This is a genomic window from Roseococcus pinisoli (genome assembly GCF_018413645.1).
In the GTDB taxonomy this organism is placed as follows: Bacteria; Pseudomonadota; Alphaproteobacteria; order Acetobacterales; family Acetobacteraceae; genus Roseococcus; species Roseococcus pinisoli.
The window spans coordinates 580,296-602,127 of the sequence record NZ_JAHCDA010000003.1 but is presented as its reverse complement, the minus strand read 5'-3'; the positions used below and the strand labels follow the sequence as shown (position 1 = coordinate 602,127).

22 protein-coding genes are annotated in these 21,832 nt (G+C 70.3%); 11 read left to right on the top strand and 11 right to left on the bottom strand.

Annotated features, from left to right (window positions below; translation table 11 throughout):
• Positions 1-18: 18 nt before the first annotated feature.
• Positions 19-693, top strand: a complete 675-nt coding sequence (locus KHU32_RS17870; protein WP_249681282.1) for a DsbA family oxidoreductase — start codon at positions 19-21, stop codon at positions 691-693.
• A gap of 119 nt (positions 694-812) precedes the next feature.
• Positions 813-1,469: an acyloxyacyl hydrolase gene (locus tag KHU32_RS17865; protein ID WP_213671504.1), complete on the top strand. Its 657-nt coding sequence runs from the start codon at positions 813-815 to the stop codon at positions 1,467-1,469.
• A gap of 43 nt (positions 1,470-1,512) precedes the next feature.
• Here the strand turns inward: KHU32_RS17865 and mfd are convergent, their stop codons facing one another.
• Both mfd and KHU32_RS17855 read right to left on the bottom strand, forming a co-directional pair.
• The gene (gene mfd, locus KHU32_RS17860) at positions 1,513-4,974 is read right to left on the bottom strand and encodes a transcription-repair coupling factor (RefSeq protein ID WP_213671503.1); all 3,462 of its coding nucleotides are present in this window, start codon (positions 4,972-4,974) and stop codon (positions 1,513-1,515) included.
• Positions 4,971-5,228 carry a succinate dehydrogenase assembly factor 2 gene (locus tag KHU32_RS17855; RefSeq protein WP_249681280.1) on the bottom strand — a complete coding sequence of 86 codons (258 nt, stop codon included), beginning with the start codon at positions 5,226-5,228 and terminating at the stop codon, positions 4,971-4,973. Before KHU32_RS17855 ends, mfd begins: the two co-directional genes overlap by 4 nt.
• A 79-nt stretch (positions 5,229-5,307) precedes the next feature.
• Here KHU32_RS17855 and recG point away from each other — a divergent pair, with 79 nt between their 5' ends.
• From recG to KHU32_RS17820, 7 genes are all read left to right on the top strand, one after another.
• A complete protein-coding gene (recG, locus tag KHU32_RS17850; protein WP_213671501.1) occupies positions 5,308-7,398 on the top strand; it encodes an ATP-dependent DNA helicase RecG in 2,091 nt (696 codons plus the stop codon).
• Between the two features lie 64 nt (positions 7,399-7,462).
• Positions 7,463-8,188, top strand: coding sequence for an ABC transporter ATP-binding protein (locus tag KHU32_RS17845; protein WP_213671500.1), 726 nt, complete (start codon positions 7,463-7,465; stop codon positions 8,186-8,188).
• Entirely contained in the window at positions 8,185-8,916 is a 732-nt protein-coding gene (locus KHU32_RS17840) for an ABC transporter permease subunit (protein ID WP_213671499.1), read from the top strand. The genes KHU32_RS17845 and KHU32_RS17840 overlap by 4 nt, the downstream gene beginning before the upstream one ends.
• Before the next feature lie 3 nt (positions 8,917-8,919).
• Entirely contained in the window at positions 8,920-10,848 is a 1,929-nt protein-coding gene (locus tag KHU32_RS17835) for a GldG family protein (protein WP_213671498.1), read from the top strand.
• The gene (locus KHU32_RS17830; protein WP_249681278.1) at positions 10,845-11,948 is read left to right on the top strand and encodes a DUF4340 domain-containing protein; all 1,104 of its coding nucleotides are present in this window, start codon (positions 10,845-10,847) and stop codon (positions 11,946-11,948) included. Before KHU32_RS17835 ends, KHU32_RS17830 begins: the two co-directional genes overlap by 4 nt.
• Positions 11,945-12,394 carry an NUDIX hydrolase gene (locus KHU32_RS17825; RefSeq protein ID WP_213671593.1) on the top strand — a complete coding sequence of 150 codons (450 nt, stop codon included), beginning with the start codon at positions 11,945-11,947 and terminating at the stop codon, positions 12,392-12,394. The genes KHU32_RS17830 and KHU32_RS17825 overlap by 4 nt, the downstream gene beginning before the upstream one ends.
• A 41-nt stretch (positions 12,395-12,435) precedes the next feature.
• Positions 12,436-13,422: a Bug family tripartite tricarboxylate transporter substrate binding protein gene (locus KHU32_RS17820; RefSeq protein ID WP_213671497.1), complete on the top strand. Its 987-nt coding sequence runs from the start codon at positions 12,436-12,438 to the stop codon at positions 13,420-13,422.
• A 60-nt stretch (positions 13,423-13,482) separates the two neighbouring features.
• Here KHU32_RS17820 and panC read toward each other — a convergent pair whose 3' ends face one another.
• The 5 genes from panC to KHU32_RS17795 form a co-directional block, all read right to left on the bottom strand.
• Positions 13,483-14,322, bottom strand: a complete 840-nt coding sequence (gene panC, locus KHU32_RS17815) for a pantoate--beta-alanine ligase (RefSeq protein ID WP_213671496.1) — start codon at positions 14,320-14,322, stop codon at positions 13,483-13,485.
• 12 nt (positions 14,323-14,334) lie between these two features.
• Entirely contained in the window at positions 14,335-15,753 is a 1,419-nt protein-coding gene (locus tag KHU32_RS17810; protein WP_213671495.1) for a M20 family metallopeptidase, read from the bottom strand.
• A 173-nt stretch (positions 15,754-15,926) separates the two neighbouring features.
• The gene (locus KHU32_RS17805; protein WP_213671494.1) at positions 15,927-16,316 is read right to left on the bottom strand and encodes a glutathione S-transferase family protein; all 390 of its coding nucleotides are present in this window, start codon (positions 16,314-16,316) and stop codon (positions 15,927-15,929) included.
• A gap of 37 nt (positions 16,317-16,353) precedes the next feature.
• The gene (locus KHU32_RS17800) at positions 16,354-16,815 is read right to left on the bottom strand and encodes an MmcB family DNA repair protein (RefSeq protein WP_213671493.1); all 462 of its coding nucleotides are present in this window, start codon (positions 16,813-16,815) and stop codon (positions 16,354-16,356) included.
• 62 nt (positions 16,816-16,877) lie between these two features.
• On the bottom strand, positions 16,878-17,162 hold the full coding sequence (locus KHU32_RS17795; protein WP_213671492.1) for a 4a-hydroxytetrahydrobiopterin dehydratase: 285 nt from the start codon (positions 17,160-17,162) through the stop codon (positions 16,878-16,880).
• A 26-nt stretch (positions 17,163-17,188) separates the two neighbouring features.
• On the opposite strand from KHU32_RS17795, the gene KHU32_RS17790 reads away from it, so the two are divergent.
• Positions 17,189-17,581: a metallopeptidase family protein gene (locus KHU32_RS17790; RefSeq protein ID WP_213671491.1), complete on the top strand. Its 393-nt coding sequence runs from the start codon at positions 17,189-17,191 to the stop codon at positions 17,579-17,581.
• A 13-nt stretch (positions 17,582-17,594) separates the two neighbouring features.
• On the opposite strand, the gene KHU32_RS17785 is transcribed toward KHU32_RS17790, so the two are convergent.
• The 4 genes from KHU32_RS17785 to KHU32_RS17770 form a co-directional block, all read right to left on the bottom strand.
• Entirely contained in the window at positions 17,595-17,921 is a 327-nt protein-coding gene (locus KHU32_RS17785) for a YnfA family protein (protein WP_213671490.1), read from the bottom strand.
• Complete coding sequence (locus KHU32_RS17780; protein WP_213671489.1) at positions 17,918-19,066, bottom strand: DegT/DnrJ/EryC1/StrS family aminotransferase; 1,149 nt, start codon at positions 19,064-19,066, stop codon at positions 17,918-17,920. Before KHU32_RS17780 ends, KHU32_RS17785 begins: the two co-directional genes overlap by 4 nt.
• Before the next feature lie 19 nt (positions 19,067-19,085).
• Entirely contained in the window at positions 19,086-20,105 is a 1,020-nt protein-coding gene (locus tag KHU32_RS17775; protein WP_213671488.1) for an NAD-dependent epimerase/dehydratase family protein, read from the bottom strand.
• 102 nt (positions 20,106-20,207) lie between these two features.
• The gene (locus KHU32_RS17770; RefSeq protein WP_213671487.1) at positions 20,208-20,555 is read right to left on the bottom strand and encodes a RidA family protein; all 348 of its coding nucleotides are present in this window, start codon (positions 20,553-20,555) and stop codon (positions 20,208-20,210) included.
• A gap of 204 nt (positions 20,556-20,759) precedes the next feature.
• On the opposite strand from KHU32_RS17770, the gene KHU32_RS17765 reads away from it, so the two are divergent.
• Positions 20,760-21,821 (top strand): alpha/beta hydrolase, encoded by a 1,062-nt coding sequence (locus tag KHU32_RS17765; RefSeq protein WP_213671486.1) that lies wholly within the window; start codon positions 20,760-20,762, stop codon positions 21,819-21,821.
• Positions 21,822-21,832: the final 11 nt, after the last annotated feature.

Genomic DNA, 21,832 nt, shown 5'->3' with positions numbered 1-21,832 from the left:
TCTTTGCCCGGAACGAGCTTGCGCTACAATGCGCATGTGAACGTCCTCGCCCCACCCCGGCCGCGACTGCCCATCGAGGTCGTCTTCGACCTCGTCTGCCCCTGGTGCTACCTCGGCATCCGGCGGCTGATGCGCGTCCTGGCGGGGCGGCACGACATCCAGCCCGAACTGCAGTGGCGCCCCTTCCTGCTGAACCCGGAGATCGCCCCCGGCGGGATTCCCCGGCAGGACTGGCTGACCCGGAAGTTCGGCGGCGAGGATCGGGCGCGCCGCCTGCACGGCACCATCACCGATCTCGGCCGGGCAGAGGGGATCAACTTCCGCTTCGACCTGGTCCGCCGCATCCCGGCGAGCCTCGACGGCCACCGGCTGCTGCGCTGGGCTTCCCGCCAGGACAATGTCGACCTGCTCGTGGAGCGGATCTTCTCCGCCTATTTCTGCGACGGGCTGGATATCGGCCACCACCCCACCCTCGCCATGCTGGCCGGCGAGCAGGGCTTCGACGCCGATGCCGCGCTGCGCTTCCTGGCCGGGCCGGGCGAGATGGAGTGGGTGCACCTGGAGAACCTCCGCGCCCATCGGCTCGGGATCAACGGGGTGCCGTGCTTCCTGGTCAATGGCGAGCATGCCATCGCCGGGGCGCAGGAGCCCGAGGTGCTGGAGCGGCTCATCGAGGTCGCCCTCGCCTTCTGAAAGGCCCGCCTCACAAATAGTTACGGCGGCGCGGACGCGAAACATTGCAGGATAAGTCCCTGGCATCAAATGCATGCCTATCAACCTCCTCAATGCCTCGATTTGTCCGGGAGTTCAGCGTGGGTTTTCCCCTTCCTGCCTTCCCTCCCGCCGCCTGGCGCTGGGCCTCCCGTCTTTCCCTCGTCACCTTCCTGGCCCTGAGTCCGGCGATGGCCCGGTCGCAGGAGGTCCTGCCGCGAATGCATGCGGGCCTGACAGTGGAGACCTGGCTCAGCGAGCTGCGCGGAGGGCTGACCTGGCATGATCCGTCCTTCCTCAACGGCCGTGAATCCGGGCTCGACATCAACGGCGAGCTGCTTTTCGTGACCCCCGTGCCGCGCAGCTGGGGCGAGGGCCTCTCGCCCGGCTGGCGCTGGCTGGCCACGCCGCGCCCGCATCTGGGCTTCACGGCCAATACCTCGGGCAATACCAGCTCCGGCTATTTCGGCCTGACCTGGAGCGTGCCCATCGCCCGCGACGTCTTCCGTCGCGGCGACGCCATCCGCTTCGACTTCTTCGGCGGCGGCGCGGTGCATGACGGGCTGCGCTACAGCCATGTGGCCGACCGGAAATCCCTCGGCAGCAGCCTGCTGTTCCGCGTGGGCGGGGAGATCGGCTACCAGTTCACGCCGCGCTACTCGGTGTCGCTGTTCCTCGACCACATGTCGAATGCCGGCCTGGCCCGCGAGAACCAGGGGCTGAATACCCTCGGCCTGCGCTTCGGCGTCGGGTTCTGATCGATCGGGAGGGCTGGCCGCCCTCCCCCCTCAGGTTTCCCCTTCAGGCCGCCTGCGCCTGCAGCGCCACTTCCAGCAGCTTCGCCACGAGCCCTCGCGCCGCCTTCACGCGCGCCTCGAAGGGCAGTTCCCGCAGCAGGGCCAGCTTGTGGTCGGGGCGCAGGCTGACGAGGCCCTTCTGGCTCGACACCCAGGCCACCAGACCGGCCGGATTGGCGAAGCGGTTCTTGTGGAAGGCCACCACCACGCCCTTCGGCCCCGCATCCACCTTCTCGACCCCCGCCGCGCGGCATTGCAGCTTCAGCGCCACGACCTGGAGCAGATTCTCGACCTCCACCGGGATGGGGCCGAAGCGGTCCGCCAGTTCGGCGGCGATCGCCTCGACCTCGGCATCGGTCACCAGCGCGCCGATGCGCCGGTACAGGCCGAGCCGCACGGGTAGCTCCTGCACATAGGCCTCGGGGATCAGCACCGGCAGGCCGAGGTTGATCTGCGGGGTGAAGTTGCCCTCGCTCTCGCGATGCTTGCGGGAGCCGGCGCGCAGGTCGGCGACGGCCTCCTCCAGCATCTCCTGGTAGAGCTCGATGCCGACTTCGCGGATCTGGCCCGACTGCTCCTCGCCCAGCAGGTTGCCCGCGCCGCGGATGTCGAGGTCGTGGCTCGCCAGCGTGAAGCCGGCGCCGAGATTGTCCAGCGTCTGCATCACCTCCAGCCGCTTCTGCGCCGTGGGCGAGAGGCGATGGTGCGGCGGCCAGGTCAGATAGGCATAGCCGCGCTGCTTGCCGCGGCCCACGCGGCCGCGCAGCTGGTAGAGCTGGCCGAGGCCGAACATGTCGGCGCGGTGGATGAACAGCGTGTTCACCGCCGGCATGTCCAGCCCGCTCTCGACGATGTTGGTCGCCAGCAGGATGTCGTACTTGCCGTCGCCGAATTCGGTCATGACCTGCTCGAGCTCGGTCGGCGCCAGGCGGCCATGGGCCTGGACGACACGGGCCTCGGGCGCGATCTCCGCGAGGCGCTCGGACATGCGCTGCATGTCCTCGATGCGGGGCACGACGCAGAAGATCTGGCCGCCGCGGAAGCGCTCGCGCTGCACGGCCTCGCGCAGGACGAGGCTGTCCCAGGGCATGATGAAGGTGCGCACGGCCAGGCGGTCCACCGGCGGGGTCGCGATCACGCTCATCTCCCGCACGCCGGAGAGCGCCAGCTGCAGGGTGCGCGGAATGGGGGTTGCGGTCAGCGTCAGCACATGGACGCCGGCCTGGAGCTCCTTCAGGCGCTCCTTGTGCTTCACGCCGAAGTGCTGCTCCTCGTCGACGATGACGAGGCCGAGATCGGCGAACTGGATCGTCTTGCCCAACAGCGCATGGGTGCCGACCACGATGTCGATGGACCCGTCGGCGATGCCCGCCTTCACGGCGGCCGCCTCCTTGCCCGTCACCATGCGGCTGAGCTGCGCGACGCGCACCGGCATGCCGGCGAAGCGCGCGGTGAAGGTGCGGTGGTGCTGGCGGGCAAGCAACGTCGTGGGAACCACCACGGCCACCTGGACCCCGGCCATGGCCACGGTGAAGGCGGCGCGGAGCGCCACCTCCGTCTTGCCGAAGCCCACATCGCCGCAGATGAGGCGGTCCATCGGCTTGCCGGCCGCAAGGTCCTCCAGCACGTCGGCGATGGCGCGCGCCTGGTCCTCGGTCTCGGCATAGGGGAAGCGGGCGCAGAACTCGTCCCAGGTGCCTTCCTGCGGCGCCATGATGGGCGCCTCGCGGGTGTGCCGCTCGGCCGCGATGCGGATCAGCGCCGCCGCCATGTCGGCGATGCGTTGCTTGGCCTTGGACTTGCGCGCCTGCCAGGAGGCGCCGCCCAGCTTGTCGAGCGCGACCCCCGCCGTCTCGCTGCCAAACCGGGAAAGTATCTCGATATTCTCGACGGGGACGAAGAGCTTGTCGCCGCCGTCATAGATCATCCGCAGGCAGTCATGCGGCGCGCCGCTGACCTCGATGGTGGCGAGGCCGTCATAGCGCCCGATGCCGTGGTCCTGATGGACCAGCAGGTCGCCCACCTCGATCTGGGTGGCGTCGGCAATGAACTGGTCCGCGCGCTTCTTGCGGCGGGGCGGCCGGGCGATGCGCTCGCCCAGCAGGTCCTGTTCGGCGGTGATGGAGAGGTGCTCGGCGGAGAAGCCGCGCTCCAGCCCCAGGATGCCGACGCCGACCGTGCCGGGCTTCAGCTTCTGGAAGGCGTAGAAATCCTCGACGGGCTCGGCCGCGACGCGGTTCTCCCGCAGCAGCGTCACCAGCCGCTCGCGCGAGCCGCGCGTCCAGGCGGCCAGCATGGGCTGCCGGCCACGGCCGCGCTCGGTCTCGGCATGGGCACCATAGGCGGAGAAGAGGTTTTCGCCCGCCTGTCGGATCTCGGTGAAGAGCCGGCCGGCGCGGCCGCCGGCATCATAGCCGGGCGCGCCGTCGGGCTTGTGGAAGGGCGAGAAATTGAGCCGCTTGCCGCCGGCGAGCATGCGGTCCCAGCCGGCCTGATCCAGGTAGAGCACCTTCGGCGGCGCCGGCCGGTAGGGCACCTCGCCCTCGCTGATCCGCGCGGGGATGCGCCTGGCCTCGTAATGGTCCTCGATCATCTCGAGGCGGGCGGAAAGCGCGTCCTGCGCCTGGGCGTCGAGGCTGACCGAGGCGCCGGGCAGGTAGTCGAGCAGCGTCTCCATGTGATCATGGAAGAGACCGGCCCAGTGCTCCATGCCCGGATGCCGCCGCCCCGCGCTGATGGAGACGTAGAGCGGGTCCTCGGCGGCGGCATTGCCGAAGAGCTCGCGGTACTGCGCCCGGAAGCGCTCGATGGAGGGCGGATCGAGAAAAACCTCCCCCACCGGGCGCAGGGTCAGCCGGTCGAGCGCGGCGCCGCTGCGCTGGGTTCCCGTGTCGAGCCGGCGGATGCTCTCGATCTCGTCACCGAAGAGGTCCAGGCGCACCGGTTCGCTCTCGCCGGAGGGAAAGAGGTCCAGGATGCCGCCGCGCACGGCGTATTCGCCGGGCTCCATCACGGTGCCGGTGCGGTTGTAGCCGTTGGAATCCAGGAAGCGCGTAACCTCCTCGATCTCGGCCCGCCCGCCCTTGCGCAGCAGCAGCGCCGATCCCTGGAAGGCCTCGCGCGGCGGCACCTTCTGGACCAGCGCGTTCACCGTGGTCAGCACGATGCGCGGCTTGGTGGCTTTGGTGGTCAGCTCGGCGAGGGTCGCGACACGCTCGGCCACCAGCTCGGGATTGGGGGAAACGCGGTCATAGGGCAGGCAGTCCCAGGCCGGCAGGCGCAGGATCTCGGCCTCGGGCATGAAGAAGCCGAGCGCGTCGGCGAGCCGGGCCATGCGCGCATCGTCCCGGCAGACATGGATAACCGGCTCCTGGCTCTCGACCCGGCGCTGGCGCAGGAGGAGCGCGTCGTAGCCCTCGGGGGCGCCATAGACGTCGAGGCCGGCGGGAGCCCCTCCCCCACTCATCGCAGATGGTCCGGCAGGCCCGATCCGGGGCGGGCCACCGCGGCCATGAGGCGATCCATCAGCGGCCCCCTCGCCTCCTGCGGCAACGGCTGGCGGCCCGAGAGCCAGTCCGTGAGGTCCACGTCGGGCATCTCCAGGATCAGCTCCAGCTCTGCCAGTTCCGACTCGGACATTCCGGCAATGTGCTGGCTTACGAAGCCGCCCAGCATCAGATCGCACTCCTTGGTGCCGCGATGCAGGGCCCGGAACAGCATCCGGCGCTGGCGGGGCGGAAGCCCAGGGGACTCAAGGGGGGTTTCGTCAGGACTCGTCACGAGTGGCATATAGGCCCGCGTGAGCCAGACTGTCAGCCTCTCGGGCCTCCTCGGAGGGCTCTTCGAACCCCTGCATTCCCTTCCCGGCGTCGGCCCCAAGCGGGCGCTGCTGCTGGAAAAGGCCTGCGGCGGCCCGCGCGTGCTCGACCTTCTTTTCCACCTGCCCGACCGCGTGGCCGAGCGCCGGCGCATCGCCCACCCCTCCGAGGCGGCGGCGGATGTCGATTCGGTTCTGCAGGTGACGCCCCTTTCCTTCCGCTCGGCCATGAGCCGCGCCTCCCGCCGCTACATCGAGGTGCGGACGGGGGAAGAGGTCACGCTGCGCTTCATGCAGTCCAACCTCGGCTGGATCGAGCGGCTGCTGCCCCGGGGCGAAAGCCGCTTCATCTCCGGCCGCATCCGGCCCGAGGGCGAGGCCTGGTCCTGCATCAGCCCCGACGTGGCGGCGACCGAAGAGGCCCTGCCCTTGCTGGAGGCCGTCTGGACGCTGACCGAGGGCCTTCATCGCGGCCATATGGCACCGGCCATGAAGGCTGCCCTGGAGCGACTTCCCGACCTTCCGGAATGGCACGACGCGCCGCTGATGCGGCGGGAGCAATGGCCCCCCTTCGCCGAAGCCCTGCGCGCGCTGCACGCCCCCGTCACCCGGACGACGGCAAAGCCGTGGGAAAGGCTGGCCTATGACGAGATCCTGGCCGGGCAGATCGCGCTCGGCCTGCTGCGCCGACGCCGACGGGATGCGCCCGGCCGCGCACTGAGCGGCGACGGCAGCCTGCGGCACCAGGCCCTTGCCGCCTTCGGCTTTCCCCCCACCACCGACCAGGCCCGCGCCGTCGCCGAGATCGAGGCCGACCTTTCCGCGCCCCACCGCATGCTGCGGCTGCTCCAGGGTGATGTGGGCTCGGGCAAGACGCTGGTGGCGGTGCTGGCCATGCTCCAGGCCGTCGAGGCCGGCGCCCAGGCCGCGCTGATGGCGCCGACCGAAATCCTCGCCCGCCAGCATGCGCGGACGCTGCAGAAGCTCTGCCCGGTGCCGGTGGCGCTGCTGGCCGGCAGCGTAAAGGGCGCCGAGCGGCGGCGCGTGCTGGCGGCCCTGGCGGACGGCTCGCTGCCCATCGTGGTCGGCACCCATGCCCTGTTCCAGGAGGCGGTGGATTTCGAGGACCTCGGCCTCGCGGTGGTGGACGAGCAGCATCGCTTCGGCGTGGCCCAGCGGCTGGAGCTCGCGCGCAAGGGCGCCGACGTGGACATGCTGGTCATGACCGCGACGCCCATCCCCCGCACGCTCCAGCTGACCCAATGGGGCGAGATGCAGGTCAGCCGCATCTCGCAGAAGCCGGCGGGACGGCAGCCCATCGCCACCCGCCTCGCCAGCGGCGCAAGGCTGGAGGAGATCACAGCCCGCATGGCCGCGGCGCTGGAGCGCGGCGAGCGCGCCTATTGGGTCGTCCGCGCCATCACCGGCGGCGACCACGACGACAGCATCGCCGCCGAGACCCGCTTCGCCGAACTCTCCGAGCGCTTCCCCGGCAAGGTCGGCCTCGCCCATGGGGAGCTGGAGGTGGAAGTGCGCGAGGCCGCGCTCTCCGACTTCGCCACCGGCCGGACGCAGATCCTGGTCGCGACCACCGTCATCGAGGTGGGCGTGGACGTGCCCGAGGCCACCATCATCCTGATCGAGCAGGCCGAGCGCTTCGGGCTTTCCGCCCTGCACCAGCTGCGCGGCCGCGTCGGGCGCGGGGAAAAGCCCTCCTCCTGCCTGCTGGTCCATTCCGAGCATCTGTCCGAGCGGGAGAAGGAGCGCCTCCTGATCCTGCGCGACACCGAGGACGGCTTCGTCATCGCCGAGGAGGACCTCCGCCTCCGCGGCGGCGGCGAGGCGCTGGGCACCCGCCAGGCGGGTCAGGCCCTCTTCAAGCTCGGCCTGCGCGGCGAGGAGGACTCGGCCGCCGAGCGCCGCCAGCGGGAGCTCATCGAGATGGGCGCGAAGGATGCGGAGCTGCTTCTCCAGCGCGACCCGGACCTCACGACACCAAGGGGCATGGCCGCACGCGTGCTGCTGCGCCTCTTCGACAAGCTCGACGCCGTGGCGATCCTGGCGGCCGGATGAACGGGCCGCGACTTGAAAACCCCGCCCCCCGGGGTAAACCGATGACCCGATTGGGAGATCTGGATTGACCGCACTCATCGAGATCGAGGGGCTGACCAGGAAATTCGGCAGCTTCACCGCCGTGGACGACGTGACTTTCTCCGTCGCCAGGGGCGAGGTGGTCGGCTTCCTGGGGCCGAACGGCGCCGGCAAGTCCACGACCATGCGCATGCTGGCGGGCTTCATGCTGCCCAGCGCGGGCACCGCGCGCATCTGCGGCCAGGACATCGTCGAGAAACCGATCGCCGCCAAACGCGAACTGGGCTTCCTGCCCGAGGGCGCGCCGACCTATCCCGAGATGTCGGTGATCGACTTCCTGTCCTTCTGCGCCCGGATCCGCGGCTTCCGTGGCTCCGAGATGGACGACCGGGTGGCCATCGCCATGTCGCGCACCCAGCTGGACGGGGTCCGCCTGCAGCCGATCGAGACGCTGTCCAAGGGCTTCAAGCGCCGCGTCGGCCTGGCCCAGGCGCTGCTGCACTCGCCGCCCGTCCTGGTGCTCGACGAGCCGACCGACGGCCTGGACCCCAACCAGAAGCACGAGGTGCGCGAGCTGATCCGCGAGATGGCGCCGGAGAAGGCCATCATCATCTCGACCCATATCCTCGAGGAGGTGGCCGCCGTCTGCACGCGGGCCATCATCATCGCCCGCGGCCGCGTCCTGGCCGATGCCACGCCTGCCGAGCTGGTGCGCGACGGCCGCTCCATGGACGACGTCTTCCGCGCCCTCACCCTCGGAGAAGCGGCATGATGCCGGCCCTTACCGTCGCCCGGCGCGAATTCGCCGCCTATTTCGCGACGCCCGTCGCCACCGTCTTCATCGTGATCTTCCTGGTCCTGGCGGGGTCGCTGACCTTCACCCTCGGCGGCTTCTTCACCCGAGGACAGGCGGACCTGATCCCCTTCTTCAGCTTCGTCCCCTGGCTCTTCCTCTTCCTGGTCCCGGCGCTGACCATGCGCCTCTGGGCCGAGGAGCGGCGCCTCGGCACCATCGAGCTGCTGCTGACGCTGCCCATCACCTCCGGCCAGGCGGTCGTCGGCAAGTTTCTGGCGGCCTGGGCCTTCTGCGCCGTGGCCCTGGCGCTGACCTTTCCGCTCTGGCTCACGGTCAATTTCCTCGGCCAGCCGGATAACGGCGTGATCCTGAGCGGCTATCTAGGCTGCCTGCTGGTGGCCGGCGCCTATCTCGCGATCGGCGCGGCCATCTCGGCGCTGACGCGCAACCAGGTGATCGCCTTCGTGCTGGCCGTGGCCGGCTGCTTCCTCTTCGCCGCCGCGGGCTCGCCCGTCGTGACCGAGTTCCTCTCGGCCAACCTGCCGATCCTGGCGGATGTGGCGCGGGGCGTCTCCATCAACGAGCGCTTCGCCGGCTTCACCCGCGGCGTCATCTCGGCGCGGGACTTCCTCTACTTTGCCAGCTTCATCGGGTTCTGGCTGTTCCTCAATGCCGTGATCCTCGAGCACAAGAAGGCGGATTGATCCATGAGGAACCGTCGTCTCGCCTACTCCACCCTCGGCGTCCTGCTCGCTCTCGCGCTCGCCGTCGGCGTGAACCTGCTGGCTGATCGCGCGCTCGTCGGCGCCCGCGTCGACCTGACCGAGAACCGCCTCTACACGCTCTCGCCCGGAACCCGGCAGGTGCTGTCGGGCCTGCAGGACCCCATCACCCTGCGCCTCTTCTATTCGCGCAAGCTCGGCTCCGAGGTCCCGCAATACGGCACCTATGCCGAGCGCGTGCGCGAGATGCTGCGCGAATACGTCGCGGCCTCCGGCGGCAAGATCCGGCTGGAGTTCTTCGACCCCGAGCCCTTCTCCGACGTGGAGGACCGCGCGGTCGCCCTCGGGCTGCAGGGCGTGCCCGTCGATCAGGGCGGCGAGCAGGTCTATTTCGGCCTCTCCGCCTCCAACCTGACGGATGAGGAGCGCAACATCCCCTTCTTCCAGACGGATCGCGAGCGCTTCCTGGAGGCCGACCTCACCCGCCTGATCTTCGAGCTCTCCAACCCGACGCGCCCGGTGCTCGGCGTCATGTCGCCGCTGCCGCTGAACGGCGACCCGCGCGCCATGATGATGCGCCAGCCGCAGCTCGCGCAGCCCCAGGTCGTGATCCGCCAGCTGCGGGAGACCTTCACCGTCCGCGACGTGCCGATGGACACGCAGGTGATCCCGGCCGACGTGCAGATCCTGCTGCTGGCCCATCCGCAGGGCCTCTCCGACGCGGCGCAATATGCCGTCGACCAGTTCGTGATGCGCGGCGGCAAGCTCTTCCTGATGACCGACCCGCATAGCGAGATGCAGGCGACGCGCCCCGGCCCCTCCGGCCGGCCGCCGACCGAGACCGGCTCCTCGCTGCTGCGCCTGCTCAATGCCTGGGGCATCGACGCGCCGCCGGATCAGGTCGTGCTCGACCTGCGCGGCGCCTGGCGCGTGCGCGCCGGGCCGCAGGACCGCGTCCAGGCGGTGGACTACATCGCCTGGTTCAACCTGCAGGGCGACAGCGTGAACCGCAGCGAAGTGGCGACCGCCCTGGTCGAGCAGGTCACGGTGGGCTCGGCCGGCTTCCTGGCCCCGCGCGAGGGCGCGGGCATCGAGTTCATTCCGCTGCTGACGAGCTCGGCGCAGTCCATGGTGGTCGATGCCGCCAAGGTCCGCACCGATCCCTCGCCCACCCGCCTCCTCGCCGATTTCCGCGCGGACGGACAGCGGCGCGTCATCGCCGCCCGCATCCGCGGCAACCTCCAAAGTGCCTTCCCCGACGGACCGCCCCCGCCGCCCGAGGGCCAGGAGCGCCCGGCCGACTTCCCCGCCCATCGCGCGGCGACGGAGGGTGCGGCGAATATCGTCGTCGCCAACGACGCCGACATCCTGGAGGACCGCTTCTGGGTCCGCGTGCAGGACTTCTTCGGGCAGCAGGTGGCCTCGCCCTTCTCCGGCAATGGGAGCTTCGTGGTAAACGTGGCCGACACGCTGGCGGGCTCCGACGCCATGATCAGCCTGCGCTCGCGCGGCGAGGGCCAGCGGCCCTTCGAGGTGGTGGACAATATCCGCCGCCAGGCCGATGCGCAGTTCCGCCAATCCGAGCAGCAGCTGACCGAGCGCCTGACCGCCACCGAGCGCCGCCTGCGCGAGCTGCGGCAGGGAACGCCCCCCGGCGGCGAGGCCGGTGCCCGCAACACCAACCAGACCGTGATCACTCCCGAGCAGCGCGCCGAGATCGACCGTGCCCGCGAGGAGATCGCGGCCACGCGCCGCCAGCTGCGCGGCGTGCAGCTGGAGCTGCGGCGCGATATCGAGACGCTGGAATTCTGGCTCCGCGTCTTCAACATCGCCTTCGTGCCCGTCCTGCTGACGGTCTTCGCGGTCGGCCTCGCCGTGATGAGGAGCCGCCGTCGCGCGGCGGCCCGCGCATGATCGGGCGCCGTGGATTGCTGCTGCTGGGCGGCGCGGCGGTCGCCACCCTGGGCGGCGCCTATCTGCTCAAGCCGCAGAACGAGGCCGAGGGCGTCTTCGTCCCCGGCACCCTCGCCTTCCCCGGCCTCGCCGCGCGCCTGTCCGAGGCCCGCCGGATCGAGCTGGTCCGCCACGGCCAGGCCACGACCCTTCTCCGCGACGGCGACACCTGGCGCATCGAGCAGGCCAGCGGCTACGCCGCCCGTGGCGAGCGCGTGCATGAGCTGCTGGCCGGCCTGACCGAGCTGCGCCTGGTCGAGGAACGCACCTCGGATGCCGGCCGCCAGGCCGCGATCGGCGTGGACGACCCGCGCAACGAGGGCAGCACCGCCACCCTGCTGCGCGTGCTCGATGGCCAGGGCACCGCGATCGCCGAGCTCGTGCTCGGCCGCCGCCGCGTCCGCACCCAGGGCAACGTCCCGGAAGCCATCTATGTCCGCCGCCCGTCGGAGCAGAAGTCCTGGCTGGCGGAAGGCCGGATGGTCGCCGATGCCGACCCGCAGCTCTGGATCAACCGCGACATCGCCTCCCTCGCGCCCGACCGCCTGCGCCGGGTCGAGATCGCGCGCCGGGGCGAAAGCCCGCTGGTCCTGGCCCGCGCCGGCGAGGTGGACGCGCCGCTGGAGATCGTGACGCCCGAGGATCACCCCGTCGCCGACCGCACCTCGCTGGATGAGGTCGGCCGTGCCTTCGACCTGCTGACCCTCGTCGAGGTCCGCCGGGCGGCCGAGGCGCCGGGCGAGGCGCTGGGCGAGACGAGGTTCGCCTATACCGACGGCCTCACCATCATCGCCTCGCCGCAGCGCGAGGAGCAGGTGCTCTGGGTGAAGCTACGCGCCGAGGGCGACAGCGACGAGGCGAAGGAATTCCAGGCCCGATGGGACGGCTGGGCCTATCAGCTGGGCATCTGGAAGGAGAAGGCGCTGATCCCGCGGCTCGAGGATCTGCTGCCGCAGGCGCCCGCCAATTCCGATCCCGACGTCGATCCGAGCGCGGCGCCGCCCGCCGCCGAAGCCCCGGCGAACGAAGCCCCCGCCGCCGCGCCCGCCCCCAGCCCGTGACGGCCGACGATCGCGAATACCCCGAGCGCCCCTGGGTCGGCATCGGGGTGGTGCTCTTCCGCGGCGAGGAGGTGCTGCTGGTCCAGCGCGGCAAGCCGCCGCGCGTGGGCTCCTGGTCGCTGCCCGGCGGGGCGCAGCACCTGGGCGAGACCACCCAGACCGCGGCCCGCCGCGAGCTGCTGGAGGAGACGGGGCTGGAAGCCGGCCCCCTGCTCCTGGCCGACGTCGTCGACGCCATCTCCCTCGATGCCCGCGGCCAGCCGCACTACCACTACACGATCATCGACTATTGCGGGCACTGGCACGGGGGCGAGGCGACCGCCGGCGACGACGTCGCGGCCGTCGCCTGGGCGGCGCCGCAGCAGCTGCCTGCCTACAAGCTGACCAAAGCCGCGTTGGACATCATCGAACTCTCGCGCGCCAAGCTTGCCGAGACCCTTCGCTGAGGCCCAACATGTTGTCCGTACCTCCTCTAAGGATTACGGCCATGCTGCTTCGACGACGTCTGCTCCTCGGCTCCGCCGCCCTGCCCCTCGCCGCGCCGGCGGTCCGGGCGCAGACGCGACCCATCCGCCTGGTCGTCAACTTCCCGCCCGGTGGCGCCGTCGACCTGCTGGGCCGGGTCATGGCCGAGAAGCTCGGACCTGAGCTCGGCGCCCCCATCATCGTCGAGAACCGGGGCGGCGCCGGTGGGCTGATCGGCTCCGACTACCTCGCCAAGGGCGACCGCGACGGCACGCTGGTGGGGCTGAGCAGCGCGACCATCCTCTGCGCCTTCCCCTTCCTCATGAGCCGGATGCCGTTCAATCCGCGCACCGACCTCGCCCCCATCTCGCAGGTGACCGACGGCGCGCTGATGTGCGTGGTCAATGCCGGGGCCGCGCGGCGGAACGGCTGGACCGATTTCCGCTCGCTGATCGCCTGGAGCCGCGCCCACCCCGACCAGGTGAAGATGGGCAGCAGCGGCGCCGGCACCGCGAGCCACATCAACATCGAAGCCATCAACGCCATCACGCGCGCGCGCATCCTGCACGTGCCCTATCGCGGCGGCGGGCCTGCCATCACCGATCTGGTGGGCGGCACCATCGACATGATGTTCGACGTCATGCCCGCGCTGATGCCCCATGTGCAGAGCGGCGCGACCCTCGCCTTCGCCGTGAGCTCCAAGGAACGGTTGCCCATCCTTCCCGACGTGCCGGCCATGGGCGACTTCGCCGATCTCGGGCTCGCGGACCATAACGTCGCGACCTGGAATTCGCTGATGGCCCCGGGCGGCACGCCGGTCGAGCACCTGAACCGGATCAACGCCGCGCTGCGCCGGATCGCGGCCATGCCGGACTATGCCGAGAAGCTGCGGCCGCTGGGCTACACGGCGGTGGTCAGCGCCACGCCAGCCGACATGGCGGCGCTGATCGACCGCGACACGCCGGTCTGGCAGCGCCTCGTGCAGATCTCCGGCGCGACGCTGGATTAGGACCGACGCCAAAAGGGAGGCGGCGAGGATGCCGCCTCCCGCGTCACCTCGGGCAGTCAGTTACCCGACGGGGAGGTTATCGATCAGCCGGACCTGTCCGAGCCAGGCGGCGCCGAGCAGCCGCCCGGGCCCGTCCAGCCGTTCCGTCTCCGCGAAATCCGCCGCGCGCCGCAGCGCCACGTAGTCCACCTGCCGGAAGCCGGCGGCACGCAGCTGCGCCTCGGCCTCGCCGCAGGCTTCCGCCGCCGTCGCGCCGGCCTTCAGCCGTTCCGCCGCATGCAGCAGCGCCGCATGCATCGCGACCGCCTTCGCGCGCGCCTCCGGATCGAGGTAGGCGTTGCGCGAGGAAAGCGCGAGGCCGTCCGCCGCGCGGACCGTCGGCACCGTCTCGATCGCGATCGGCAGCGCCAGGTCCTCCACCGCGCGGCGGACCACCATCACCTGCTGCCAGTCCTTCTCGCCGAAGACGGCGACGTCGGCGCGCGTCAGCCCGAAGAGGCGCGAGCAGACCAGCGCAACTCCGGAAAACATCTGCGGCCGGTGCGTTCCTTCCAGCCCTTCGGCCGGCCCGCCCATGGCGATGCGCGTCGCGAAGCCGGGCGGGTACATCACCTCGACCGACGGCGCGAAGAGCAGGTCGCACCCTGCCGCCTCCAGCTTCGCTATGTCGCCTGCCTCGTCGCGCGGGTAACGGCCGAGATCCTCATGCGGCGCGAACTGCGTCGGGTTGACGAAGATCGTCGCGATCACCCGCGGCGCGAGCTCGCGCGCCCGCGCGACGAGGGCCAGATGCCCCTCGTGCAGGTAGCCCATGGTCGGCACGACGGCGACGCGCTCGCCCGTGGCGCGCCAAGAGGAAACGGCGGCCGCCAGCGCGGCCGCGTCACGGACAACCTGCATCGATCCAGCCGCTCAGACGGTGAGCGACATGCCGATGGGCGGCGTGGCGTCGGCCGGCAGCGGGCTGACATAGGGCCCGCCGGCCTTGGCTGCGTGATCCGCCTTGGCGGCCTCGATGATCGCGGGGTTCCGCAGCGCATCCACGGCCGTGCCGGCCATCACCTTGGCCACATGGACCAGGCCCTTATGGGCGTGGGGCAGCTTGCCCTGCGCGGTTGCCTGCCAGGAATGCAGCGGCGTGCCGATGGCATGCGTGGCGCCGCGCGCCTGCACGGTCGGCACCACCCAGGAGACGTCGCCCACATCGGTGCTGCCCACCATCGGCGCGCGCCTGGAATCGAGCGGCACGATCGCGTCGGTCAGCGCGGCGTCGATATGCGGCATGCCCATCTTGCGGAAGGCCGAGGCGATGTCCTCCTTCGAGAGCGTGTCCTGGAACTTCTTCGCCGTCGCGAGGTCCTCCGCGTCGAAGGGCGGCGGGCCGAGGCGGTCGAGATTGTCCTGCATCAGCTTCTCGAGCGGGTCGTTGCCCAGCAGGTTGGAGACGGCAGAGACCACCTGCGTCTCCACGCGCGTCTCGGTCATCAGCGCGGCGCCGTCGGCGATCTTGCGCACGCGCTCGACGAGCAGGCGCAGCGCCGCCACGTCCGAGGCGCGGATCAGGTAGCGGACCTTCGCCTTGGCCTGCACCACGTTCGGCGCCACGCCGCCGGCATCGAGATAGGCGTAGTGGATGCGGCTCTCGGAAGGGATGTGCTCGCGCAGGTAGTTCACGCCGACGGACATGAGCTCCACCGCGTCCAGCGCGCTGCGGCCCAGATGCGGCGAGGCCGCTGCATGGCTCGCGCGGCCGTGGAAGGTGAAGTCGATGCGGGTGTTGGCGAGGCTGACGGGCTCGTTCACGCCGGCGAAGCTGGCCGGGTGCCAGGAGATGGCGATGTCCACGTCGTCGAAGAGGCCGGCGCGGGCCATGAAGCCCTTGGCGGCGCCGCCTTCCTCGGCCGGGCAGCCGTAGTAGCGCACGCGGCCCTTGAGGCCGTTGGCCGCCAGATAGTCCTTCACGGCGGTGGCGGCGAGCAGCGAGGCCGCGCCCAGCAGGTTGTGGCCGCAGGCATGGCCGTGGCCATCGCCCGGGACGGGCTTGTGCTCGGCGATGCCGGACTCGTTGGAAAGGCCGGGGAGCGCGTCGAACTCGCCGAGGATGGCAATGACCGGGCCTTCCTCGCCCGCCTCGCCCATCATGGCGGTGGGAATGCCGGCAAGGTTCTCGGTGACCCGGAAGCCCTCGGCATTCAGGTAGGCGGTGTGCTCGGCGGCGGAGCGGGTCTCGGTATAGGCCAGCTCGGGCATGCCCCAGACGCGGTCCGAGAGCTCGATGGCCGCGTCCTGCTTGGCATCGACGTGGCGCCAGACGGGTTCGCTGTTCTGCATGATCAGATTCCTGAAAGGGGCGGAAAGGTCGCCGTGAAAGCCGGCCTGGCCGTGGCGGCGTCGTACCAGGCGGCCAGTTTGCCCCTGCCTTCGCGCCAAAGGAAGACCGTGTGCCGCCGTTCGCAGTAGCCGAGGGCACAGGCCAGGGCGACGCCCTCGGGGCTGAAGGCGTCTTAATCGGCGGGATTCATGGCGTCGAGCGTGCGGCAGGTCCGCGCCCGTTCCAGTGCCTGCATCTTCTCCGAGCGCTCCTCCGGCGGCCGGCGCAGGTCCCGATTCCAGACGGCGATGCCCTCGATCAGCGAGAGCGCCTGGCCAAGTCGGGCCCGCGCCGGAGCATCGGCCGGCAGCCAGCCGAGATGGGCCAGGATGAGCGGCACCTCGACCAATGCGTGGTCGCCGTCGCGCAGGGTGGGCACGCGGCCGGGAGGGCTGAATTCGAGCAGGGGAGAGGCCGGATCGCGCAGCGGGACCTCGATCTCATCGAGGGCCAGGCCGCGGTCGCGCGCCAGGACGCGGATGATGCGGGCGAAGGGGCTGCCCGCCGAGATGTACAGAATCATGCTTCCTCCGGCCGCGATGCTGCGGCGGCCCGGCGGCTCAGTCCAGCCGCAGCGCCGCCCGGCGCTCAGCGAGGCCAGCGGGGTCCGTCAGCCCCGCGAGGCGGGTGGCGGCGAGGGTCGCGAAGCGGTGGATCAGCGCCTTGCGCCGCGCGGGGGCCATGGGATGCGCCGGTGCCTCCCGGACCGAAGCGGCCTCCCAGCCATCGCTGACCAGCAGGCCGACATCCTCGGGCAGCAGCGCCTGGGGGAAGTCGATGTCGACGGCGAAATGCAGCTCGTCGGAGAAGCCGCGATAGTCCTGCCACTTGGCGTCGCAGAGATAGTCCCGCGCGCAGGACTTCACCTCGATGATGACGAAGCCGCCGTCGGGCCGGAGGGCCAGGATATCGGCGCGGCGGCCATCAGGCAGCGGCACCTCGCAAAGCGGCGACCAGGCGCGCGCCAGGCAGTAGCGCATGGCGGCGCGGGTGGTGGCGATCGTGCGGGCGGCGGCGTCCATGGCATGGTTTTCGCGCAGGAGCCCACCAAGAACAAGAGGGGAACTTCGCGATGCCGGGGGCGTCAGACGAGCCGGTCGATATCGGCGGCCAGCCGCAGATCCCGCGCCGAGAGCCCGCCCGCGTCGTGGGTGGAAAGGACGATCTCCACCCGGTTATAGACATTGGACCATTCCGGGTGATGGTCCTGCGCCTCGGCCAGCAGGGCGACGCGGGTCATGAAGCCCCAGGCCTCGGAGAAGCTGGCGAAGCGGAAGTCCCGGCGGATCGCGTCCCGTCCTTCCACCAGCCGCCAGCCCGAAAGCTCCGCCAGCTTTGCCCGCCCCGCCGCATCGAGCTTCTCGACCATATCGTCCTCCCATGCCATGGAGGCGCATGCGCCCCACCACGCCCCCGAGCCTCGAGGACATCCTGGAAATGGCGGAGGATGCGCTCGCCGCAATCCCCGCCGAGATGCGGGAGATGGTGCGCGGCGCCGCCATCCTGGTCGAGGAGGTCGCCGATGACGAGCTGGCGGCCGAGATGGGCCTGGACAGCGCCTGGGAGCTCACCGGCCTCTACCGCGGCACGCCCCTGACGCAGAAGTCGGTGCTGGACGCCCCCGGCGCGCCCGACACCATCCTGCTCTTCCGGGAGCCCATCCTCCTGGAATGGATCGAGACGGGCGAGGACCTGTTCCGCCTGATCCGCAACGTGGTGATCCACGAGATCGGGCATCATTTCGGCCTGTCCGACGCGGATATCGACCGGCTGGAAGGCGAGGACTGAGGCGGCAGCGCCCTCAGGCGCGCATCGCCCCCATCACGATCACGCCGGCGCCCAGCAGGCAGAGCGCGGCCCCGCCGAGGTCCCAGGCACTGGGCCGGAAGCCCTCCACCGCCATGAGCCAGACCAGCGAGGCGGCCACATAGACGCCGCCATAGGCCGCGAAGGCCCGCCCCGCCGCATCGCCGGGCGCCAGGGTGAGCAGCCAGGCGAAGAGCACTAGGCAGACGACGCCTGGCGCCAGCCACGCAAGGGACGCCCCCTGCCGCAACACCGCCCAGAACGCGAAGCAGCCGGCGATCTCGGCGACCGCCGCCAGCGGGAAGACCAGTACCGGCGTCAAAGCTGGCGAAGGGCCAGGCACACCCGAGCGACCTGCTCGTCCGTCATCTCCGGGAACATGGGCAGGGAGAAGACTTCCTGCGCTGCCCGGGCCGTCTCGGCGCAATTGGCCGGGCCCAGCGGCACGCGCCCCTCATAGGCCGGCTGGGTGTGCACCGGCATCGGGTAGTGGATGCCCGTGCCGATCCCCAGCGACTTCAGCTTGGACATGTAGGCGTCGCGTCCCGCATGGCGCAGCACGTAGAGATGGAAGACGTGGTAGCCCTCGGCGCGCCGCGTGGGCGGCGTCAGCGAGGTGCCGGACAGGGCGGCGTCATAGGCGTCGGCGATCTCGCGCCGGCGGGCATTCTGCCGGTCGAGGTGCTGGAGCTTCACGCGCAGGATGGCGGCCTGCACCTCGTCCAGGCGCGAGTTCACGCCCTGCAGGTCGCTGATATAGCGCCGCTTCCAGCCGTACTGGCGGATGGCGGCGATGCGGGCCGCGAGCTCGGCATCCGGCGTGGCCAGGATGCCGCCGTCGCCCAGCGCGCCGAGGTTCTTGGTCGGGTAGAGGCTGAAGGCCGCCGCATGGCCGATGGTGCCGAGCTTCCAGCCATGCAGCTCCGCGCCATGGCACTGGGCGCAATCCTCGATCAGCAGCACGCCCGCCGCGTCGCAGGCTTCCTTGATGGGGCCGAGGTCGACCGGCTGGCCGTAGATATGCACCGGGATCACGGCGCGGATCGGCGGCAGGCCCGGCGGCGGGTCGGCCAGCACCGAGGCGAGCTCGTCCGCGTCCATGGTGTAGGTGTCGGGGTCGATGTCGAGCAGCAGCGGCGTCGCGCCCACCATCTCGATGGCGGCCACGGTCGCGACGGCGGTGTGGCTGACCGTCACCACCGTGCTGCCTTCGCCGATGCCCATGCCGCGCAGGATGAGCATGATGGCGTCCGTGCCATTGGCGCAGCCGACGGCGTGCATCTGCGGGGCGTCCGGCTTGTTGCCCAGCCAGGCGGCGAACTCGGCCTCGAAGGCCTCGCCCTCGCGGCCCAGGATGTACCAGCCCGAGGCCAGCGCACGGGCGACGGCGGCGTCGATCTCCGGCTGCAGCGCGCGGTACCCCGCGCCGGGGTCGGCGAAGGGCAGCAGAGGGAGGGGTGCGTTCATCTCGGGATCCTTCCCTGCGTCAGGCCTGCGCGGCCCGATCGAGGTCAACGTAGTCGCTCATGCGTTCGCGATACCAGTCGAGGCTCGCCTTCAGGCCCTCGTCGAGCGACGTTCGCGGCGCCCAGCCGGTCGCGGCGCGGAAGGCGCCGTCATCGGCGTGGTAGCTGCCGATATCGATCGGCGCGCGGTCGGCCGGGAATTCGCGGGTGGCGAAGCTCCCCTGCCCGCCATTGGCCGCGATCACGGCCGCGGCCAGGTCGCGAAGCGAAATGGGCGGCGAGCCGCCGAGATTGAAGACCTGGCCCGCCACCTCTGGCCGACCGGCCTGCTCGGCGGCCATGAGGAAGGCGCGCGTCACGTCGTCCACGTAGGCGAGGTCGCGCAGCTGGTCGCCGCCCCAGACCTCGAAGGGCTCGTTCTCGATCAGGCGCCGGATCCAGATGCCGAGGAAAGTCTGCCGCGCATCGGCGATGCGCAGGCGCGGCCCGTAGCAGTTGGTGAGGCGCAGCGAGACGACGGGGCGGTGCAGCACCCGGTTCTCCAGCATCCAATACTGCTCGCCCGCCCATTTGGAGACGCCGTTGGCGTCGGGCGGGTTCACAGGGTGCAATTCGTTCACCGGCAGGCTGATGGGGCGGCCGTAGAACTGGCGCGTCGAGGCATGGACGACGGTGGCCTGGGGCGCGGCCTGGCGCATCACCTGGACCAGGCGGACCTGGGCCACGGCATTGATGGCGATATCGGCCACCGGGTCCTTCTGGCCGCCCATATGGCTGGTCTGCGCCGCCATGTTGAACACCACGTCCACCCGGTCGCAGAGGCTGTGTAGCTCGGTGTCGCGCAGGTCCCCGCGCACAAGCATCACGCCCGCGCCCTCGAGGTTGGCGGGGTTGGCGCCGCCATCGGGCAGCATGGCGTCGAGCGCGGTGACCCGCGCGCCGAGGCCGGCCAATGCATGGCACAGGTTGCTGCCGAGGAAGCCCGCGCCCCCCGTCACCAGCACCCGTCTGCGCCGCCAGTATCCAGGGTCACCCAACATCGCCGTCACCGGACATCCCGCCTTTTCGACCTGATCTTGTCTCACTCACCAATACGGCGGAATCACGCCAAGGCCATGGCGTGATTCCAGGCGATCCTGCCCTCAGGAGAGCGCGGCGATGCCCGTGATCTCGACCCGCCAGGCCGGGTTCACCAGCGGCGCCTGGATGGTCATGCGCGCGGGCTTGCTGGCCGGGTCCAGCCACTTGTCCCAGGCGCGGTTCATCGCCGGCGCGTCGCGGATATCGGCCAGGATGATCTGGACGCTCAGCAGATTCTCCTTGCTGGTGCCCGCCACGGCCAGGAGGGCGTCGATCTGCGCTAGCACATCCGCCGTCTGGCCCTCGGTATCCAGGGTCGCATCATCCGCCACCTGCCCGGCTAGGTAGACGAGATTGCCATGCACCACGGCCCCGGAGAGCCGCTCCTCTTCCGCCAGTCTCAAGATCATCGCCTGTTGCCTTATCCATGCCGAAGCCGCGCCGCAGCTTCCAGGCGCGGACCCTAGCCGAGGCCGAGGCCGAGGTCAGCCGGTCAAACCGGGGGGATGGATGAGAAGCACCCCGCCTGCGCCGTCCCGATACGAGATTCCGAAATATCTTGCCTCGGACCGGCACACCCCAAATCATCCCCCCAAGGTGCTGGAGACCGGAAGATGGCAAAGTCCGTTACCGTTCATTTCGCCACCAATCGCGAGGAAAAGGGCACGAAGAACGAGGTCACGGGCTTCGGGCCCGGCCTCAATCGTCTCTCGCCGATCCTGCTTCGCTATGGCGCCGCGGAAATGGTGCCGGAACCGGGCAAGGGAGTAGCCTATCGCGTCGGGGAACTTCGCATCGCGGCCGAAAGCCTGCCCGGCGTCACCGCGCCGGAGAGCGCGGACCGGGTCCTGGGAAGCACCTCCGTTTTCGACGGCCTGCGTGAAAGGCTGATCGCCAACAAGGCCGACCTGCTGCTCCTCCTCCACGGCTTCGCCTGCACCTTCGAGGAAGCCCTCTCCAATGCAGCAGAGTTGAAAACCAAATGGTCGACGAAGGAGAAACCCCTCGAAGTGGCGGTTTTCTGCTGGCCGGCGAATGGCACGCTAAAGCCGTTGCTGGACTATGTCTCCGATCGCGACGATGGCCGCCTCTCGGCCAAGGCCGTCTCGCGCTCGCTACGGCGGTTCATCGACTATATGCGGGAGGTGGCGCCCGACCAGCGCTGCGACGCCGGTGTCCATCTGGTCGCCCACTCCATGGGCAATTACGTGCTGCGGAACGCTCTGCAGGCTCTGCTCTCGGATCTCGGTGGCCGCACGCTGCCGCGCATCTTCAACAACATCTTCCTGATGGCGGCCGACGAGGACAGCGACTGCTTCGAGGACACGGAGAAGCTGGCCCGCCTGTCCGAGCTCGCAGAGGCCATCCAGGTCTATTTCGCCCGCAATGACCGGGCCCTCGTCATCAGCGACCTTACCAAGGCCAATCCCGACCGCCTGGGGGCGACCGGCCCACGGACGCTGACCAACCTGCCGCAGAAGGTCACGCTGGTCGATTGCACCGATATCTCGGCGACCTCGCCCGTCTCGGATCTCAACCACCAGTATTACCGCAAGGGTGCCGAGGCGATCCAGGACATCAAATACGTGCTGGCGGGGCGGAGGCCCGAGGATATCAGCGGAAGGAGCTGGGTTCCGGCGCGCTACTGTTTCCGGATCCAGAAATCCGGGGCTTGACCAGCCCGCCC

Excerpts from the sequence above, each read along its gene's own strand:
- panC (WP_213671496.1), bottom strand. The coding sequence starts at position 14,322 with ATGCAGGTTGTCCGTGACGCGGCCGCGCTGGCGGCCGCCGTTTCCTCT.
- mfd (WP_213671503.1), bottom strand. The coding sequence starts at position 4,974 with ATGAGTGGGGGAGGGGCTCCCGCCGGCCTCGACGTCTATGGCGCCCCC.
- KHU32_RS17800 (WP_213671493.1), bottom strand. The coding sequence starts at position 16,815 with ATGGACGCCGCCGCCCGCACGATCGCCACCACCCGCGCCGCCATGCGC.
- KHU32_RS17780 (WP_213671489.1), bottom strand. The coding sequence starts at position 19,066 with ATGAACGCACCCCTCCCTCTGCTGCCCTTCGCCGACCCCGGCGCGGGG.
- KHU32_RS17790 (WP_213671491.1), top strand. The coding sequence starts at position 17,189 with ATGCGCCCCACCACGCCCCCGAGCCTCGAGGACATCCTGGAAATGGCG.
- KHU32_RS17810 (WP_213671495.1), bottom strand. The coding sequence starts at position 15,753 with ATGCAGAACAGCGAACCCGTCTGGCGCCACGTCGATGCCAAGCAGGAC.
- KHU32_RS17820 (WP_213671497.1), top strand. The coding sequence starts at position 12,436 with ATGCTGCTTCGACGACGTCTGCTCCTCGGCTCCGCCGCCCTGCCCCTC.
- KHU32_RS17775 (WP_213671488.1), bottom strand. The coding sequence starts at position 20,105 with ATGTTGGGTGACCCTGGATACTGGCGGCGCAGACGGGTGCTGGTGACG.
- KHU32_RS17830 (WP_249681278.1), top strand. The coding sequence starts at position 10,845 with ATGATCGGGCGCCGTGGATTGCTGCTGCTGGGCGGCGCGGCGGTCGCC.
- KHU32_RS17770 (WP_213671487.1), bottom strand. The coding sequence starts at position 20,555 with ATGATCTTGAGACTGGCGGAAGAGGAGCGGCTCTCCGGGGCCGTGGTG.
- KHU32_RS17835 (WP_213671498.1), top strand. The coding sequence starts at position 8,920 with ATGAGGAACCGTCGTCTCGCCTACTCCACCCTCGGCGTCCTGCTCGCT.
- KHU32_RS17840 (WP_213671499.1), top strand. The coding sequence starts at position 8,185 with ATGATGCCGGCCCTTACCGTCGCCCGGCGCGAATTCGCCGCCTATTTC.
- KHU32_RS17795 (WP_213671492.1), bottom strand. The coding sequence starts at position 17,162 with ATGGTCGAGAAGCTCGATGCGGCGGGGCGGGCAAAGCTGGCGGAGCTT.
- KHU32_RS17765 (WP_213671486.1), top strand. The coding sequence starts at position 20,760 with ATGGCAAAGTCCGTTACCGTTCATTTCGCCACCAATCGCGAGGAAAAG.
- KHU32_RS17805 (WP_213671494.1), bottom strand. The coding sequence starts at position 16,316 with ATGATTCTGTACATCTCGGCGGGCAGCCCCTTCGCCCGCATCATCCGC.
- KHU32_RS17855 (WP_249681280.1), bottom strand. The coding sequence starts at position 5,228 with ATGCTGTTCCGGGCCCTGCATCGCGGCACCAAGGAGTGCGATCTGATG.